Source organism: Pseudalkalibacillus sp. Hm43, from assembly GCF_051842935.1.
Taxonomy (GTDB): domain Bacteria; phylum Bacillota; class Bacilli; order Bacillales; family Fictibacillaceae; genus Pseudalkalibacillus.
This window is the reverse complement of record NZ_JBPXRR010000001.1, coordinates 826679-843561: the sequence shown is the minus strand read 5'-3', so window position 1 is coordinate 843561 and position 16883 is coordinate 826679. Positions and strand designations below refer to the sequence as shown.

General features: G+C 41.0%; 18 protein-coding genes. 4 read left to right on the top strand and 14 right to left on the bottom strand.

The window, feature by feature from the left end; translation table 11 throughout:
• Positions 1–53 precede the first annotated feature (53 nt).
• The 3 genes from ACSVDE_RS04520 (at position 54) to ACSVDE_RS04510 (ending at position 1840) form a co-directional block, all read left to right on the top strand.
• Positions 54–572 carry a YjcG family protein gene (locus ACSVDE_RS04520; RefSeq protein WP_439299776.1) on the top strand — a complete coding sequence of 173 codons (519 nt, stop codon included), beginning with the start codon at positions 54–56 and terminating at the stop codon, positions 570–572.
• 3 nt (positions 573–575) lie between these two features.
• Positions 576–1001: a GNAT family N-acetyltransferase gene (locus ACSVDE_RS04515; RefSeq protein ID WP_439299775.1), complete on the top strand. Its 426-nt coding sequence runs from the start codon at positions 576–578 to the stop codon at positions 999–1001.
• A 155-nt stretch (positions 1002–1156) separates the two neighbouring features.
• Complete coding sequence (locus ACSVDE_RS04510; protein ID WP_439301927.1) at positions 1157–1840, top strand: DUF421 domain-containing protein; 684 nt, start codon at positions 1157–1159, stop codon at positions 1838–1840.
• Here ACSVDE_RS04510 and ACSVDE_RS04505 read toward each other — a convergent pair.
• The 4 genes from ACSVDE_RS04505 to ACSVDE_RS04490 all read right to left on the bottom strand — a co-directional run bounded on the left by ACSVDE_RS04505 (position 1816) and on the right by ACSVDE_RS04490 (position 5372).
• Entirely contained in the window at positions 1816–2718 is a 903-nt protein-coding gene (locus tag ACSVDE_RS04505; RefSeq protein WP_439299774.1) for an MBL fold metallo-hydrolase, read from the bottom strand. The two genes, ACSVDE_RS04510 and ACSVDE_RS04505, sit on opposite strands and share 25 nt — an antisense overlap.
• Before the next feature lie 55 nt (positions 2719–2773).
• Entirely contained in the window at positions 2774–3034 is a 261-nt protein-coding gene (locus tag ACSVDE_RS04500) for a hypothetical protein (protein ID WP_439299773.1), read from the bottom strand.
• Between the two features lie 81 nt (positions 3035–3115).
• Complete coding sequence (locus tag ACSVDE_RS04495) at positions 3116–3997, bottom strand: hypothetical protein (protein ID WP_439299772.1); 882 nt, start codon at positions 3995–3997, stop codon at positions 3116–3118.
• Between the two features lie 193 nt (positions 3998–4190).
• Complete coding sequence (locus ACSVDE_RS04490; RefSeq protein ID WP_439299771.1) at positions 4191–5372, bottom strand: hypothetical protein; 1182 nt, start codon at positions 5370–5372, stop codon at positions 4191–4193.
• A gap of 107 nt (positions 5373–5479) precedes the next feature.
• On the opposite strand from ACSVDE_RS04490, the gene ACSVDE_RS04485 reads away from it, so the two are divergent.
• A complete protein-coding gene (locus tag ACSVDE_RS04485) occupies positions 5480–6235 on the top strand; it encodes a hypothetical protein (RefSeq protein ID WP_439299770.1) in 756 nt (251 codons plus the stop codon).
• A gap of 252 nt (positions 6236–6487) precedes the next feature.
• On the opposite strand, the gene cysC is transcribed toward ACSVDE_RS04485, so the two are convergent.
• The 10 genes from cysC to wecB are packed head-to-tail and all read right to left on the bottom strand — an operon-like array spanning position 6488 to position 16859.
• Positions 6488–7084, bottom strand: a complete 597-nt coding sequence (gene cysC / locus ACSVDE_RS04480) for an adenylyl-sulfate kinase (protein ID WP_439299769.1) — start codon at positions 7082–7084, stop codon at positions 6488–6490.
• A gap of 16 nt (positions 7085–7100) precedes the next feature.
• Positions 7101–8879 carry an SLC13 family permease gene (locus ACSVDE_RS04475; protein ID WP_439299768.1) on the bottom strand — a complete coding sequence of 593 codons (1779 nt, stop codon included), beginning with the start codon at positions 8877–8879 and terminating at the stop codon, positions 7101–7103.
• On the bottom strand, positions 8876–10015 hold the full coding sequence (sat, locus tag ACSVDE_RS04470; RefSeq protein WP_439299767.1) for a sulfate adenylyltransferase: 1140 nt from the start codon (positions 10013–10015) through the stop codon (positions 8876–8878). Before sat ends, ACSVDE_RS04475 begins: the two co-directional genes overlap by 4 nt.
• Before the next feature lie 4 nt (positions 10016–10019).
• Positions 10020–11054, bottom strand: a complete 1035-nt coding sequence (locus ACSVDE_RS04465; RefSeq protein WP_439299766.1) for a glycosyltransferase family 4 protein — start codon at positions 11052–11054, stop codon at positions 10020–10022.
• 31 nt (positions 11055–11085) lie between these two features.
• Positions 11086–12291 carry a glycosyltransferase family 2 protein gene (locus ACSVDE_RS04460; RefSeq protein WP_439299765.1) on the bottom strand — a complete coding sequence of 402 codons (1206 nt, stop codon included), beginning with the start codon at positions 12289–12291 and terminating at the stop codon, positions 11086–11088.
• Complete coding sequence (locus ACSVDE_RS04455) at positions 12284–13030, bottom strand: glycosyltransferase family 2 protein (RefSeq protein WP_439299764.1); 747 nt, start codon at positions 13028–13030, stop codon at positions 12284–12286. Before ACSVDE_RS04455 ends, ACSVDE_RS04460 begins: the two co-directional genes overlap by 8 nt.
• 43 nt (positions 13031–13073) lie before the next feature.
• Positions 13074–13967, bottom strand: a complete 894-nt coding sequence (locus ACSVDE_RS04450; protein WP_439299763.1) for an NAD-dependent epimerase/dehydratase family protein — start codon at positions 13965–13967, stop codon at positions 13074–13076.
• A complete protein-coding gene (locus ACSVDE_RS04445; protein ID WP_439299762.1) occupies positions 13957–14790 on the bottom strand; it encodes a dTDP-4-dehydrorhamnose reductase family protein in 834 nt (277 codons plus the stop codon). Before ACSVDE_RS04445 ends, ACSVDE_RS04450 begins: the two co-directional genes overlap by 11 nt.
• A complete protein-coding gene (locus ACSVDE_RS04440; RefSeq protein WP_439299761.1) occupies positions 14790–15773 on the bottom strand; it encodes a polysaccharide biosynthesis protein in 984 nt (327 codons plus the stop codon). The genes ACSVDE_RS04445 and ACSVDE_RS04440 overlap by 1 nt, the downstream gene beginning before the upstream one ends.
• Before the next feature lie 3 nt (positions 15774–15776).
• Positions 15777–16859, bottom strand: coding sequence for a non-hydrolyzing UDP-N-acetylglucosamine 2-epimerase (wecB, locus tag ACSVDE_RS04435; RefSeq protein WP_439299760.1), 1083 nt, complete (start codon positions 16857–16859; stop codon positions 15777–15779).
• Between the last annotated feature and the right edge of the window lie 24 nt (positions 16860–16883).

Genomic DNA, 16883 nt, shown 5'->3' with positions numbered 1-16883 from the left:
ATAATAGAGTTGCTCAAAATAAAGATAATGGATGAAGCACGAGGAGGGAAATTATGAAATACGGTATCGCGATTTTTCCATCGAAAAAACTACAAGACCTTGTAAATTCATATCGTAAACGTTACGATCCTCATTATGCGTTAATCGCTCCTCACTTGACATTAAAGGATCCTTTCGATGTCGAAGATGAAGATGAGTTGAAAGAAATGGCCCGACAAATCCATGAAATCTCAGATAATATCCAACCTTTTCAACTGAACGTTTATAAGGTCGGCTCTTTCCATCCGGTCAACAACGTCATTTACTTCAAGGTAAAGGAAGAGGAACGTTTGACGAAGCTTCATGAAGAACTTCATAAAGATGAACTATATAGTGAGCGGCCATATAATTTTGTTCCACATATTACATTGGCACAAAAACTTTCTGATGAAGAACATCACGATGTGCTGGAATCCTTGAAAATGATGGATATCGACCATACTGAACAAGTGGATCGCTTCCAATTACTCTATCAGTTGGAGAATGGATCCTGGACCGTATTTGAAACTTTTCATCTTGGAAAGGTCCGATAGGATATGTTGAAAGTCGAAGTCGTAACGGACGACTCCAAAATGAAAGATGCCTTTTCCATACGTTCAACTGTTTTCATTGAAGAGCAGAATGTTCCAGAAGAAGAGGAAATCGATCAATATGAGAAGGATTGCACTCACTTCGTCGTTTATGACGATTCTACTCCGATTGGAGCTGGGAGAATCCGATATGTCGACGATTATGCGAAAATTGAGCGGGTCTGTGTATTGAAAGAATACAGAGGCACTGGTGCCGGTAAACTGTTGATGGAGAATATGGAACAAGAAGCGATTCAACAAAATGTCCATAAGTTTGTACTACACTCTCAAACACACGCCGAACCGTTCTACACAACAATTGGTTATCAAACTAATTCGGACATTTTCATGGATGCCGGTATTCCACATGTAGCAATGGAAAAAGTGATATAAACTCTATTATTACGTATATTCTTAAAACGACCTTTTCAGTAGGTCGTTTTTTGTTTTTGGTTGATTTGACCTGGTTCCAACATATGTTTATTTCTCACCCTGCATGAACAAACTGAGTATAGATTGTTGGAATCGGAGGAATTCATGTGGACTTCATGCAACTGACCATTGAGCTTATTCTTGGCTTCGCAGGATTATTTATCATGACCAGGCTCTTAGGTAAAACACAAATCTCACAAATTACACCATTTGATTTTATCTCATCATTGATTCTCGGGGAACTACTAGGAAATGCAATCTATGATAAAAACGTCCATATATTTTACATCCTATATGCAGTAGTCGTTTGGGGATTACTCATTTTTCTCATTGAATTCTGGACCCAGAAGAAGAATAAAGTCCGAGGCTTCTTGGAGGGACAACCGGATATCATCATTCATAATGGGAAACTGGTTTATAGTACGATGAAGAAAACAAAGCTCGACATCAACCAATTACAAGGATTAATCCGACAAAAAGGGTATTTCTCCATTTATGATATAAAGTACGCCATACTGGAGACGAATGGAACTGTCAGTGTACTGCCCAAGTCTGATGTGGATATGGTGAAAAGAAAGGATATGGATTTACCTACGGAAGAGGTCTCATTGCCCATTTCTTTGATTCTGGATGGAGAAATCGTCTATGACAACCTAAGTGAACTCGGACGGACGGAAGATTGGCTGAAGAAAAAGTTGTTGGAACAGGATATTCCCCATGTATCCGATGTGCTTCATGCTGAGTGGCAATCTCCAGATGAACTTCTTCTGACTCGTCATACGGATGCAAACATGAAATGAAGGTTGAAATCACGAATTTCATAATGAATCTTGTGGTCTTCAATCCCTTTGATCAAATAAGCAAATAAAGCAGTACGATACAGTGTCCATAACGATAATGTAGGCGTCTTGATTTCCCATCTAGTGCACATGTCTTTCATAAATTGTTCAAAATTGCATCCATTCTTATATTTCCCAAGTACTTCATACATAGTTGCTATGATGCTCACGTGGTGATCGTAGTTAGAGATCAAAGTCTCCATCGGCTCCTCTTCAAACTCCCCATGGCCTGGAACCATTCCGACTCCATTCATGGAAAGGAGCTTCTCTATGGTTGCTAGCGTTGCATCTGCATCAATCAAAAACGGGATCTTATGTTTTTGCAACTGTTCGATACCGAAATAGGCGTCTGCTGCATAGAGTACATCCCCTATTCTGATTCCAAGCTGATAAATGCTATGGCCAGGTAGCAGAACAACCTCCGTTTCAAGTGAACCAACCTTTAACAACCCTTCTTGAACAACCTGATCGACTCGCATCGGCAATGCTTCCAGAAATTTATTACGCATTTCATCCAATGGCCGGTTTCCCTGTAATAAATAAAGAGGTTCTAATATCGGATTTTGTAAGATGGCTTCTTCAATTTGCGGAGCGATGGTATGGACGTCGTGATTTCTCTGCAAATAATTGGCTCCACCATAGTGATCTGCATGAGCATGGGTGATGAATAGGTGTGTAACCGGAAATGATTTTTTCTCCAGTGTTTTGATAATCTTTTTCATCACTTGCTGATCAATTCCTGTGTCAATCAGCATTCCTGTGTCATTTTGGTTCACATAACCGATATTGACAGGTCCTTTGAAATAATAACAAGAATGACTAAGTTGAATCATATCCATGACGAATCGCACCCACCTCATTAAAATAGGGACTAGCGAAATGACTCGCTAGTCCCTATATAACTTCGTTGATCTTCTGTCCTTTTCCTGTCAAATCGGACAATATTTTATGAAACGACTGACCAGCATTGACCTTCCGCCGTTCATACCTTTCCTGATCACTCGTTTTTTTGGTGACATCTTCATACTGTATCCGCTCTACTGGATGTAATTGGAGCTTATAAGAAGAATAGGTCTCTTGCACTCGGTTCCCGTATATCAAATTCTGATTGGGGATGTAAGGGGGTACATAGCCCATGCCATTCACCTGCTTCACAATTTTTTCATCCACTGGATTAGTATTCTTTACCCGTTATATCCTTAAAATATTCGCACAATATTCAGTTTTTTGGGGTGTTTAAAAGTTCAATGCGATCTGATTCATAGCTCTTGCACGGTACTCTTGTTCTTTGAAATAGATAAATGCTTCCACAACGATACTGTCTTCGAATTGTTTCTTGATTGGAATTTGAAAATCCGTCAGTGAAACAGTGTGATTGGGTGGTATGAAGAGATCATGCATCGGTGCAACCCATATCTCCCCTCGTTCTCTTGCTTCCTTCGCCCACTCGTTTTCAATATAGACCCATTGTAAGGAATCCTGTTTATCTTCGGGTAAATTGGATTGTTCAAGCGAGCTGATTTTACCCTTCAAGTTTGTATAATCAATGGGCTGGAATCGGAAACAGATCAATGGGTTATCCAGCTGTTCCAATCCATAGTTCGTCATGTGAAGACTTCCATGGATGACATAGGAGGATTCATTTTTGCAAATCAGACTATGATTGAAATAGGCTGTAAGTTGAAGGTTTTCTTTTTCTACCTGCTCACTCGAAATTTCTTCTGGTGCATTGTTCTGTACCTTCATTCTTCTTTCCAGGCTTCTGATTTTATTCTTATAACTTTCAACCTGTTTTTCTTTCTCGTTCATTTCCTGTTCAATCGTCCCTAACAATTCTTCAAAACTCTGTATCTTTTTCGTCATTGCAGAAAGATTGGATTGAGATAATTTTTCATTCAGCTGTTGGACTTCAATACGATAGTTCTCCAGCTCTCGTACTTTTTCCTCTAATTCTTTTTGAAGATCATCATTTTCAAGAGCGGTCTTCAGCTCTTGTTCCAATTGCTCAATCTTCTCTTCTGCAAATAGTAACGACTTTTCTAATTGAAGTGATTTCTCCTGATAATATTTGGTTCGTGAAACCAGCCGGTCGTAGCTTATTTCTTTTTGTGGATTCATAAAAGTCCTCCTCCTAAACCGGTCATATACCCTTATCATATGTATATCCATACCGAGACTTTACAAGAACCTTACAGCTTGGGCACTTATTCATCATAGAGCTTCCATCTCGCAGACGATGTCCCTAAAAATGATTCATTATCCTTTACGAAATAAAAAATAAAAAAGAGCGAGTAATCTCGCCCTTTCCTATCTAAGGTCTTTTTACCTTTAGATCACTGAATGTGATGCAGTCTTCTACTTTAACTTCGCCTTCATCCGCTTCAACCACATCTGAGTCGAAGATTGTTTGACCTCTGCGGTTGATCAGTTGCAGCTGGAATTGTGTACCGGAATCACCATCAACTACAGCAAAGTTGTAGTCTACTGTTCTTCCATCTACCTGACCTTCTCCACTGATGATCAACTTTAAGCCATCTCTCGTCTTCTCACAGCAAAGTGTTTCTTGATCGAATGTAGTCGCAGTAAAGTTGAAGCTTTCTGTTCCGTCTTCTGTATCCGTATCTCGGAAGCTTGCTCGTAATTCACTGTCGACCAGGCTGCAGTCAGGACAGATATCCACTAATACCGCAAGTCTTCCTTCCTCTGACGCTTCCTCTCCTGTATCACCGCTCGCTTCCCCTTGAGCAGAGCAGTCACAGTTTGGACGTGGGAAGATATCAGGACATTGAGGCGGGAACTCCACTTTCGGACATTGGTCAACGACATCCGGTGCAATGAGGTCGTTATCACGCGGTGAGCAGAACTTCGCAAGAACTTCCAACTTCACTTCCGCTTCTACCTGGATATCCAAACAGAATGTAATCTCGACATCGAAGCTTTCTGGTGACGGAGTGTTGAGTAGAACCGTTCCAGATGGAATTCTGCAGAAGATCTTGGAGACTTTACAGAACAAGTCTGTTCCGTCTGGGTAGCATAGTACGAATGATTCGAAAACAGATGCGTTCACATTCGTTTTCGTTACCACACATCCATGTCGATCCACTACAAGAATTTTCAAGTCCGTGCTGATTAAGAGTTCAACGAGTTGCGCATCAACGAAACCACCATTTGTTGATACCGTTACATCACGCTTTTCTCCCACTTGCTCGCAGATGAATTCAAGATTATCATCATCATGATCATGATCATGACTTCTTCTGTTTTGTAGAGGGAAAAGTGGTGGTGTTTCTGGTGGTTCACAGATGATACGTAGAGGGCGACGACTTGGATCTTCCATCGCTTCTTCGATCTCACAAATCTGTTCGCGGGTAAATCGGACCGTCTTACGAACGGTAAGTGCATCGGTTACCCAGTCGTACACTTTTTGTACGCGAATACACTCATCCTGTAAGCTGTTTGCAGCCTTAGGTATATTGTGTTTTTTATGACTCATAGTTTCCCTTCCTTTCTTCATCATGAACTGAAGATTCAATACATACTATGGGAATACGACGGCTAATGACACAAAGATTAATGCCTATTTTTAAAGGAGGGAAAGCGATGTATCGCGTTTTCTTTAATAGAAAAGAGCTATGTAGACTAACTATAGATGAGTTACAAGCATTGAAACTGATCGCAATATTTTGGGGATTGGATTGGGATGATTCTTCTAATGAACTTACTAGTAGATTAACCAATCTTCATGTGCGCATCATCGGCTTGAGTCCAAAGGAGTTCAAACGACTAAGTCAGCTGCTGGCGCACTCAGAAGCGAATGTGACACCGAAATTCCAGCAGGGTATAAAGACACTCTCCACATTCAGGGACACCAGTGACTCGAATCCATTCATTAAATTGGAAGGAAATCATTCGGTGTATCACTTTCCGAAACCGAAAGACCATTTTTCAACACCGAAAGATTGGGTATACAAACAGTTGGTTCCAGAAACGTTACACACGGATACGAAGGTTTATTGGAATCCAGAAAAATGCGATGATATTTCAGAATGGCTTACGTACCTCATCCTAGGTGACAGTCATGGCGAATCCCTCGAATTGCTTGGGGATATTCCTACAGGCACTTACGAAACATTATTACGAAAGGTTCTTACACCAATCAATCCTGCGCTCTCTTCATACCAGTTGAAGACATCTTGGCCTGAAAAGCCCAATTTCAATGGACCAGATTCCAAGGATGCTGAACCGATTGATCCATTCAAATATAATAAAGATCATAAACCGACAAAGTTCGATCCATTCAAAAATCAATCCAAAAAGAAGGAAACGAAGGTCATCAATCCATTTTTTAGAAAATAAAACACCATCCGATTCTTGTACGAATAAGATAAATCATCCTAATTTTCGAGGTGATCGACTTGAAAAAATCGGATGTTATCGAATTGTACAAACAAGTAAAACGAAGAAGGAATCGAACTCGAAAAACATCCTTGTTTACGAAAACTCCGAATGCTGGTTGTAAATCCTGCGGCCGCGTTACATGGAAACCAAGTGAATGATCAAGAATAAAAGCCAACACATTCTCAGGATATGTTGGTTTTTATCTTTGGTTTATTTCAGATAACCATTGTTGAACAGAAAATTCTCGATTTGTTTCACACATACACTTGCAGACATCATACTTGTATCCACGACAATATCGGGTTTTTCCGGTACTTCATATGGATCGGATATCCCGGTGAAATTCTCTATTTCGCCATTCATCGCTTTTTTATAAAGACCTTTAGGATCCCGAGCCTTGAGCGTATCCATTTTGCACTTTACATAGACTTCAATGAATTCAGTCTTGTTCATCAACTTGCGGACATATTCCCGATCGGCTCGATAAGGTGATACGAATGTAGCTAACACAATAATGCCCGCGTCTACAAAAAGCCGTGCAACTTCACCGACTCTCCGGATATTTTCTGCCCGATCTTCTTGTGAAAAGGTCAAATCATTATTCAAGCCGATACGGATGTTATCTCCATCGAGGATGTAGGTTGAGATTCCTTTCCGATATAAAGAACGATCCAATTTGTTCGCAATGGTAGATTTCCCTGATCCGGACAGGCCTGTAAACCAGATGACGAAGCTTTTGTGCCCATGTAACAGCTGCCTTGCCCGTTTCGTTACATCCTGTTGGTGCCAGAATAAGTTCGATCCCATCAAGATCCCTCCTCATTTAAGTCATTGGCCATATAATCGGTATGATGATAATTGAAATCAGTAATCCTATAAGGTTCAAAGGTGTACCCACTTTCACGAAATCGATGAACCGATATTGTCCTGAACCATAAACGAGCAAATTCGTCTGATATCCGATTGGTGTAGAGAAACTCGCGGATGCTGCGATGGCGATGGCAATGGCAAATGGTTCAGCATTCAATGAAAACTCGTGTACAAGCGACATTGCGATTGGAAACATGATAACAGCGGCAGCATTATTCGTGATTAACTCTGTCAAGATGTTCGTAATCAGATACGTGAGCATCAGTAAAATCAAAGGTGAATAGTACGGCATAAGTCCAATGATACCCATGGTCAAATATTCTGCTGCTCCAGATTTCATCATCGCTTCTGCTATGCCAAAAGCTCCTCCAATTACGAGAAGAACATCCCACTTGATCGCTTCCTTAGCTTCGTTAAAGGTTATTTTTTTGATCAAAAACATCAATAATGCGGTTGTAAGTGCCGCATGGACGATTGAAACGATGCCAAAAGCAACTGTCGTAATCATCATTCCAAATAACATCATCGGAATCCAATCTTTCAAGTTGGCCTTTTGGAAAGGTGAATGGTGGGAAGCTAATAAGAGTAGGTTATTGGAAGTATGATGACGGATGGATTCATCTGATAAGATGTATAACATATCACCTGATCGTAAACGGATGGAACCGATCTTCTGATTGATTCGCTGACCATTCCGATAGACAGCGATAACGACTCCACCGAACTGGGATCGAAATTGAATGTCTTTGATGCTGAGCGATATATAGGATGAATCGTTCGGAATGGTCGCCTCCACCAATTTCAGTTCGGACTCGTGATTCATAAACTTGTAGCTTGATTGTTGTATTTCAAGGCCTTGCATGGCTCGTATTTCCTCTGCGGATGAAGAGTCGCCTACTAATAACAAATGGTCATCCATTTTAAGTTTTTGATGTGGTGTAACTGGAAAGATACATTCTCCCTGTCGCAAGATGGCCATCAGATAGCTGTTGTTCAAGTGTCTCAATCCGGCTGCTTCAACTGATTTCCCTACCCATTCAAAGTGATCCTGAACGACAGCTTCCACTATGAATTGAGAGGATTGAATATCATCGATTTGCACCGACGGATGATTCGGTAACCATTTATAGCCTATGGTCAGGAGATAAATGACAGCGACGAGGAAAAATGGAATCCCGACATAAGCCAACTCGAATAAAGATAATCCTTCATATCCTTCCTTCAACAACAAGGTATGAACAACCAGGTTCGTCGAGGTACCTAAGAGTGTACACATGCCTCCGATAATCGTTGCATAGGACAATGGAATAAGAAGCTTGGAAGGACTGTAGGAATGCTTATCCGCCCATCTTTTGACGACCGGTGTCAAAAGGAGCACAAGAGGTGTATTGTTCATAAAGCTCGATAATCCACCAGTCACCACCATCATACGTCTTAAGCCACTTCTAAGTGTCTGTTTACCGCCAAACACTACACTTGTAATCTTTGTGAACGCTGGATGTTTCTGAAGAGTCGTCATGATGATGAATAAGGAAGCAATCACCAAGATGCCTTCACTGGTGAAGCCGTTGAATGCTTCTTCAATAGTTAGCACTCCCGTCCACACGAGTATAAGAACAGCTCCAATCACGACCACTTCTGCTGTATACCAATGGAAGAATAGTAATAAGAACATTCCAGCGATGACTGCGAATGTAATCCAAATATCAGGCGTCATGACCGAATCTTTCATTCCTTCTTTAATTGATAGTATTGCAATAAGATGTTGACGATTTCACTTCTGCTGAAATGCGGTGGCGGGGTTATTCCATTCTGTAACATCTGACGCACTTTCGTGCCGGATAAATGGATGTGATCTCCTTTACCATGTGGACAAGTTTTTGAAGAGGCCATTTGATCACACTTCTTACAGAAAAAACTATGTTCCATGAGAACCGGTGTAATCCCCAACTCTTCACGACTGAATGCATCAAAGATCCACTGCGCATCATACGTACCATAATAATCTCCGACACCAGCATGATCGCGTCCTACGATGAAATGCGTGCATCCGAAATTCTTACGCACAAGAGCATGGAAGACCGCTTCTCTCGGTCCTGCATATCTCATCGAACTCGTGAATACACCCAGGTGTATGCGGTCTTCTGGATAATAATTGTCTAATAGGACCCTGTAACATTCCATTCGGATGTCAGCAGGAATATCATCAGACTTGGTCTCCCCTACAAGAGGATGGATGAACAAACCGTCCACTTGTTCAAGTGCGACTTTCTGGATATATTCGTGTGCTCTATGAATCGGATTTCTTGTTTGAAATCCAACCACTGTTTTCCAACCCTTTTGCTCAAAAATACGTCTTGTCTCTGCAGGAGTGTAAGTATCACTCATGAACTGGGATGTCCGCTTTTTCAATAGGTGGATTTTCCCTCCGAGATAAATCGGTGACCGCTTCAAGAGTTTTGCGACACCAGGATGTTCAGGGCTGTTCGTTCCATAGACTTTCATTGCTTCTTTTTCCAAATCGACCAAATAGGATCCCTCTGCTTCAATGATTCCATAGATGACGCCATCATAGGTGAGCGCAAGCCGTTCATTCTCTTTAATCGATTCAGCAGTTTCTTCTGCAATGGATAGCGTGATGGGTAAACTCCATACTTCCCCACTCTTGAGTCTCATTTTGTCTAAGACAGCAAGGTAGTCTTCTTCTATCATAAAACCTTCAATCGGGCTGTAGACACCTTCTGCAATACATTCAAGGTCTGATAATTCAGTTGAAGTGATGGGGATCCTTTTCAAGCCATCCAAGTTTTCAGGTACGGTATCTATGAACCGATTGACGAGTTTTCCACCATGCGGGATACTGACCATGGTTTTACCCCCTTTTCAAAAATGTTTTCATTGTATTTTCAAAACGTTGCACACTTCTCTCCCATGTCCACTTCGCAGCTTCTCTCTCCCCTGCAATTGCCAACCTTTTCCTGAGTTGAGGTTGTTCAATCAATGTCGAGATTTGAGATGCAAGTTTGTTTTCATAACGATAGGAAAGCAGACAATTCTCACCATGACGGCAGTAATCCATGTTTCCACCCGAATATACGGTTACAAGAGCTGCACCACACTTCATTGCTTCCAATCCGGGCAATGAAGCTGTGTCATATGTTGAAGAACTGACAAAAATATCACTTCTATTAAAATGTTGAATGAGTTGTGGATCATCTGCTGGGGTAATCGAATTGAATAGACGATTAGAGTGAATGGTTCGCAATGTAGGAGAAGATCTTAGTTCGCTTGGTGGAGTGATGAGGTTGAAAATAACATGCGGGTATTTTTGTTTGAGTGCGGTAAAGGTTTGAATGAGATATTCCTGTTCACGATGCCAAGAATAACCCCCTTCTGGAATTCTTAATATACCTGTGACCTCAAGTTTTTTTTGAGGATTACGTAGCCCGAGATTACGAAATGCGTCACTAACACCAACCGGAACGATTTCTCCCTCTATCCCATGGTTCAGTTTGATGAGCTGTTGCTGCCATTTCGAAAGTACGACAAGGTTACGACTGATATGATAGCTTTTGAACGATGCTTCGTGTTGATCCAAAAACACCGGTTCGTAACATAAACTGATTCTGACATGCTTTCCTTTCCCTAAACGACTCGCTTCTTCACAGATGGAAGTTAATGTATAGAAGTTGGAGACGATGACATCACTCTTTGGTATATCTTTGGCGGCTATAAAATTCGTAGGCGTGCGAACAATTGGTACATGTACAGGATACTCGACCACACCACCTGTTGGCATGAGAAAAGACACATCATGTCCTTTCTTCGCCAGACCATTTGCCAACTCGACCAGCATCCTTTGTGCGCCTCCTTTACACAAGGTAATTGCAACAAACGTCATTTTCATTCTTTCGCTTCCTTTCATAGTTAGCTACCATTCAGATCGACGCCAAATGTTCAAAACAGTTGAGGAAAACTGTATATTTCACGAGTTTTCGTAGTTGTTCTTTTTCAACTTTCAATTGCTCATACTCGGAAGGTTTCATTGTGCATGGCATCAACTTGGAAATGTTCTTATTTTGGCTTCTGAGAAGTCCGATTCGTCTAAGCATAATATGGAACACTCTCTTGATCATCCGGAACTGACCTGGTTGACTTTTACATAAGTCCTGATAATTAATGAGGATTTGATTGACTTGATGAAGGTTGAAGGGGGCGTCGGGCAAAAAGCTTAAGCTGATAATCATCTGATCGACAGCTTTATATGTTTCTTGGAACCGGTAGTAATTTTGTTTGGATTCATCTTGTATGATTACAGCTCTCGGATGCTCCTGGTGATAGCTAATCAACCTTCCATCAGAAATATAGGTCGCCCCGTTTTTATAAAGTCGATAACCCATTTCACAGTCGTCCCATCCATATCCGGGATACTCAGCAAATAGACCTACCTTGTCGATGGCCTTCTTGGAAACGGAGACATGGCCTGTACCGAACAACTGCCAGGGAATGTGATAACCTTCTAAACCATATCCATAGTTCTTAATGATTGTATACTCATAGAGCAATTCAAAATGTGTTGGAAGTACGAGATTGGCAAAGGAACGAGTACGAATTTCATTTTCTGATAATAGAGGCATGATCCTGGGACTTTTCATAAACTCTGATACCTTGGATCTCATCGACTTTCGTCTCCGCACAAGCTTCATACATTCCTCCAATTGCTCTGGAGAAAAGGAAGGATCCAGAACGGAATAGAGCCGCTTCAAGAACATGATTCCAGTGACCACAAGATTCGGATGTTGTTGATGGTATTCATGGTGAATCTTCAAGAAATCGTCTTGTACGAGAATTTCAGCATCCAGGAAGATGATGATTTTACCTGATGCCGCCCTCAACCCTAAGTTCCTTGCAGCTGGCCTGCCAATGTTCTTTTCACAACGGATCAATTTGAACTGGAAAGGGAAAGTCTGCTTGTTCAGTTGTTGATACGTATCATCTGTAGAACCATCGTCAATCATGATGACTTCCACTTTTGATAAATCGAAAGATTGGTATTGTAGAGAATAAAGGGTCAATAGATTTTGGGGATACTTGTTGTAAGTGGGGATGATCACACTGATTTCTTTCTTTGCAAGATCACTCATAACAATCTTCCTGTTTTCCAGATTCCTCGCAGTGGATCAGTCTTGCTACCATACCTTTGTATTTTTCTTGTATCATTCGGATTTCACGCCATTGCTCTTCATGAAACTGTCTTGAACCCATTTTGTCATGATGACGATAATTGATTAACGCTTCATTCAACATCTTGATATGCGTCTTGCAGGCCATGCGAATCCACATGTCATAGTCCTGTGTATACTTTAACGATTCATCAAAAAGACCGACTTCATCTATAAGAGATTTTTTGAAAAGGACCGTGTTCCCGTTAATTGGACAACTTGTGGTCAACATTTTCAAAAAGTCCAAACGTCTTTCTAAATAAAGTCCCGCATTCCTTCGGGTTATGATACTACGTTCATTAATCAGATTGAAGTTGGAATAAACCATATCAGCTCCCGTTTTCTTCATGAAATCCACTTGTTTCCGCAATTTATTGCGGAGGAAAACGTCGTCAGAACTGAGCCATGCAATCAAATCACCACTCGATTCTTGAATTCCCCTATTCAATGCAGTTGCTGTTCCTCCATTTTTTTTATAAATATATTTGATTCTACTTTTAAAGGGAGTAATCAAGTGTTGATTGAGCGTAGACCCGTCATCGACCACAATTATTTCGAGCGGTTGATAGGTTTGTCTTAATGCACTGTTGATTGCATGGTGTACATAGGAACAGTTATAGAATGGAATGATGATGCTTACTTTAGGATTTGCTGTATTCAAGGTCTTCTCCTCATTTCTTATCTTCTTTCTTACAAACCTGCATTCAGCTGGCACGGTGATAGGCTAATAGATCTTGCAAGGAGTTCACAAGATTGTAGGCTGCCTTCCAACCAAGGCTTTGGAGGGGCTGTATTTCCATACTTACAGGTTCAGTCTTTCGACGTTCTTCAACCGTAATTTCAAAGTGTCCAGAGGTTACTGCTTGGAAGCAAGCAACAAGTTCGTCTAATGTTATACTCTTTCCGGATCCTATTTCATACAGGTTCAATTCATTCTGATTGGTCAAAATACAAAAATAAGCATCCACAGCATCACGAACATCTACAAAATCGCATTGAGCAAGTCCATTTTTTATGTCTATTTTAATCGTATGTTGATGTCGTTCAGCTTCTACGATTTTTTGCGCGATTTTAGAGCAAATTCCGTTGGAAGGACCGGGACCGATGAGGTTTGAAGTTTTGGCGATCACTACATCTATAGCGAACAAATCACTCCAATACTCACTTAGTTGAACTTGTAATGTTTTGCTCAGACCATACGGATGAGGGGGTTTTTCTCCTTTCTGTGGAGAAAATTGAAGAGCTGAACCTACAACTACCGTTTTGGATCGTGGAACGAACCGACGGATCGCCTCGAGGAGATGAAGGGTGCCCCCAAAGTTGGCTTGCAGACATTCGTACGGTGCATTCCAGGATTGCAGGGCATCATTAAAACCGGCTAAGTGCAGGATATAATTTGGCTTTACTTCCTCAATCAATTGGAGTGTTTTTTTGAAGTCCGTCAAATCACATACCTTAAATTCGTTATCAGGAATGTTGGAGTTACGTCGTCTTCCTGTACAAATGATCTTCAAACCAAGCAATTTAGCTTTTTCATAGGCATGCATTCCTGTAAATCCATTAGCCCCGGTTATCAAGATACATGCTTTATCCTCCATCTCTCTCATCCATCCAGTCGCGTAATTCTTGAAGCATCACCTCATATGGGACTACTGTATAACGGACATCCTCTCGAGTATTCAATAATGTACGGTCACAATGAGCATTTTCGAAAGGCACTAAGGATAAGTCCCTTCGATCAAATGTGTCTTGAATGTACTTGAGAAGTGTATATTTGGACACTTTTTCTGGAGCGGTCAAATGGTATAGTCCAGATACATTCTCCTCAATGAAATGATGAACTGCTTTCGCAAGCTCCAAAGTCGTCACTCCGTTCCAAAACACATTCACATATCCATTCACTTGACCTGTCTGCTTCATGAACCATTGAAACAAACCAATTCCATCTTTCAACTCCGGTCCGATGATGGAAGTACGAACTGTGAGGTGAGGAGGTTTGATGATTTCCCCGAGAAATTTTGTCTTGGCATACATGCTTTGTCCATCTGGGGTTGCTTGCTCTGGATAATCACCTTGTTCGCCTTCAAACACACAATCGGTACTAATATGAATCAATCTTCCGTTCATTTTATCCATCGCGTTTTGTAAGACATGAGGCAACAAGCTATTCACTAGTATGGCTTCTTGCACGTTTTGCTCTGCAAATTGATTCAGGATTCCTATACAGTTGATCAGCACATTCGGCTTTTCCCTGGCTATCAGAGATTCTACTGCTGTATAATCGGATGCATTCAGGTAGATCCCTTCTGTACAAGATTTATTTCGATGTGTGTACACGACATCATAAAGAGATCTCGTTCGGAAGTACTCAACCATTACATGCCCCGCCATTCCCTTACCGCCGAGTACAAGCAACTTCATTACAAAAATCCACCTTTTTCAAGCATTTCTTTGATTGCCTCTTTTGTCATGAGCGACTCATGAGAGCTATAACTATGCAAATCTATCTTCTTATAACTCTTATAGAATTCATTCAAATTTTGCAGTTCTATGGTTGGGAGAATGACGAAGTACTCTTCATCAAAATAAACAGTGGTATTGCTTTCATACTCAGAAAGTAAGATTTCATGTAACTTTTCACCTGGTCTGATTCCAGCTTCTATAACTTTTACTTCCTTTTTTCCGGAAGCCTCAATCAATACTTCTGCCAAGTCAATGATTCTGCATGTAGGCATTTTCATAACGAATATCTCTCCACCCCTGCTTTCATCGGTGGCTTTGAATAGTAGTTTAATCGCATCCTGTAAAGTGAGAAAAAACCGTGTCATCCTCTTATCGGTGATTCCGATTTCCCCTTTTTGCTCAATTTGCCTTTTGAATACATGGATGACACTACCGTTCGTTCCAAGAACGTTACCGCCACGTACGCAAACGAATTTCGTCGTGGGACTTAACAAGTTGGCATATATAATCAATTTTTCTCCGATAGCTTTCGTCATACCATAAAAATTGGAAGGGTTTGCAGCCTTATCTGTGGAGATGTAAATGACTTTTTCGACATTGCTTTGAATGGCTGCTTCAATCACATGTTGCGTACCTAATACATTCGTCTTCAATGCTTCATAGGGTTGATGTTCACAGATGGGAACGTGTTTCAGAGCAGCCAGATGGTAGATGTAATCCACACCTTCCGAAGCCTTAAGTAACCCCTGGTACTCACGAATATCTCCTATGATAAAAGTTAATTTCGGATTATATTCAAATTCGTGTTGCATTTGGACTTGACTAGCTTCATTTCTAGAAAAGATCCGAATCTCCTTAGGGTCCTTCTCGAGTAATTGTTTGACCAATTCATGACCCCACGACCCGGTTCCTCCTGTTATTAAAATCGTTTTGTTTCGCAATGCTTAACGACCTCCTAATATAAATTGAACGACTTTTTGTGACACGGCTTTTTCGAGATATCCATCCGGACATTCCCAGCCTTTTGTTTGATTCACCATGACTGAAACGGCATCTAAAATTCTTTGCCTGTTAACACCGGAAATGACATTGCTTCCACAATCCACTGTTTCAGGACGTTCTGTGCTTTTTCTTATCGTTACAGTTGGAACCTGGAAGATACAGCATTCCTCCTGGACCGTTCCACTATCGGTCAACACACACGTGGCATGTTTTTCGAGATGGACGAAATCAAAGAAACCGAAAGGCTCAAAGAATCTTACAAGCGGGTGATGTTTGATGCCTGTTTGATTTTCCAAGCGGCTTTTTGTTCTAGGGTGAATACTACAGATGACCGGCTTTTGGTATTTTTCTGCTACTTTATTCAAGCCTTCAAATATCTCGGTGAGATGGAGGGGATTATCTACATTTTCTGCCCGATGTGTCGTGACAAGGAAATATTCACCTGGCTGGATCTGCAGCTTGGACAAAATTGAGCTCTGATTGATTTTTTCATCATAATGAGTCAGTACCTCATAAATCGGGTTACCGAATAATAAAATACGATTTGAAGGGAACCCCTCTCGGATGAGGTTCTCTCTGCTGTTAGGTGTGTAGGGGAGATTGTAGGTTGAAATGGCATCAATGACTTTCCGATTCTTTTCTTCAGGAACAGCCAAATCAAAACAACGATTACCTGCTTCCATGTGGATGACCGGGATTCCCATTCGTTCACTTAACACAGCACTCAAAGCGCTATTCGTATCTCCCAATACTAAGACTTTATCTGGTTGTTCCTTCAAGAGGATTTCTTCGATCTTCTCAAACATTGTGCCGAGCTGTTGTCCCAATGTACGCTGCTCATGCTGCAGGATGTAATCAGGCATACGAAGATCCAATTCTTTAAAGAAGATTTCGCTCAAATGATAGATAAAATTCTGTCCAGTATGAATAACGATATGAGAGTCTGAAAGTTCGTCCAGTTTTTTAATGATCAGACTTAGTCGGATAATTTCGGGTCGAGTTCCTAGGATGGTGACGATCTTCATACCATGCTCCTTCCTTTAGGTTAT

What these genes read in the sequence shown, in the direction of transcription:
- ACSVDE_RS04520 (WP_439299776.1), top strand. Translation starts at nt 54, where the DNA reads ATGAAATACGGTATCGCGATTTTTCCATCGAAAAAACTACAAGACCTT.
- ACSVDE_RS04515 (WP_439299775.1), top strand. Translation starts at nt 576, where the DNA reads ATGTTGAAAGTCGAAGTCGTAACGGACGACTCCAAAATGAAAGATGCC.
- ACSVDE_RS04510 (WP_439301927.1), top strand. Translation starts at nt 1,157, where the DNA reads ATGCAACTGACCATTGAGCTTATTCTTGGCTTCGCAGGATTATTTATC.
- ACSVDE_RS04505 (WP_439299774.1), bottom strand. Translation starts at nt 2,718, where the DNA reads ATGGATATGATTCAACTTAGTCATTCTTGTTATTATTTCAAAGGACCT.
- ACSVDE_RS04495 (WP_439299772.1), bottom strand. Translation starts at nt 3,997, where the DNA reads ATGAATCCACAAAAAGAAATAAGCTACGACCGGCTGGTTTCACGAACC.
- ACSVDE_RS04490 (WP_439299771.1), bottom strand. Translation starts at nt 5,372, where the DNA reads ATGAGTCATAAAAAACACAATATACCTAAGGCTGCAAACAGCTTACAG.
- ACSVDE_RS04485 (WP_439299770.1), top strand. Translation starts at nt 5,480, where the DNA reads ATGTATCGCGTTTTCTTTAATAGAAAAGAGCTATGTAGACTAACTATA.
- cysC (WP_439299769.1), bottom strand. Translation starts at nt 7,084, where the DNA reads ATGGGATCGAACTTATTCTGGCACCAACAGGATGTAACGAAACGGGCA.
- ACSVDE_RS04475 (WP_439299768.1), bottom strand. Translation starts at nt 8,879, where the DNA reads ATGAAAGATTCGGTCATGACGCCTGATATTTGGATTACATTCGCAGTC.
- sat (WP_439299767.1), bottom strand. Translation starts at nt 10,015, where the DNA reads ATGGTCAGTATCCCGCATGGTGGAAAACTCGTCAATCGGTTCATAGAT.
- ACSVDE_RS04465 (WP_439299766.1), bottom strand. Translation starts at nt 11,054, where the DNA reads ATGAAAATGACGTTTGTTGCAATTACCTTGTGTAAAGGAGGCGCACAA.
- ACSVDE_RS04460 (WP_439299765.1), bottom strand. Translation starts at nt 12,291, where the DNA reads ATGAGTGATCTTGCAAAGAAAGAAATCAGTGTGATCATCCCCACTTAC.
- ACSVDE_RS04450 (WP_439299763.1), bottom strand. Translation starts at nt 13,967, where the DNA reads ATGGAGGATAAAGCATGTATCTTGATAACCGGGGCTAATGGATTTACA.
- ACSVDE_RS04445 (WP_439299762.1), bottom strand. Translation starts at nt 14,790, where the DNA reads ATGAAGTTGCTTGTACTCGGCGGTAAGGGAATGGCGGGGCATGTAATG.
- wecB (WP_439299760.1), bottom strand. Translation starts at nt 16,859, where the DNA reads ATGAAGATCGTCACCATCCTAGGAACTCGACCCGAAATTATCCGACTA.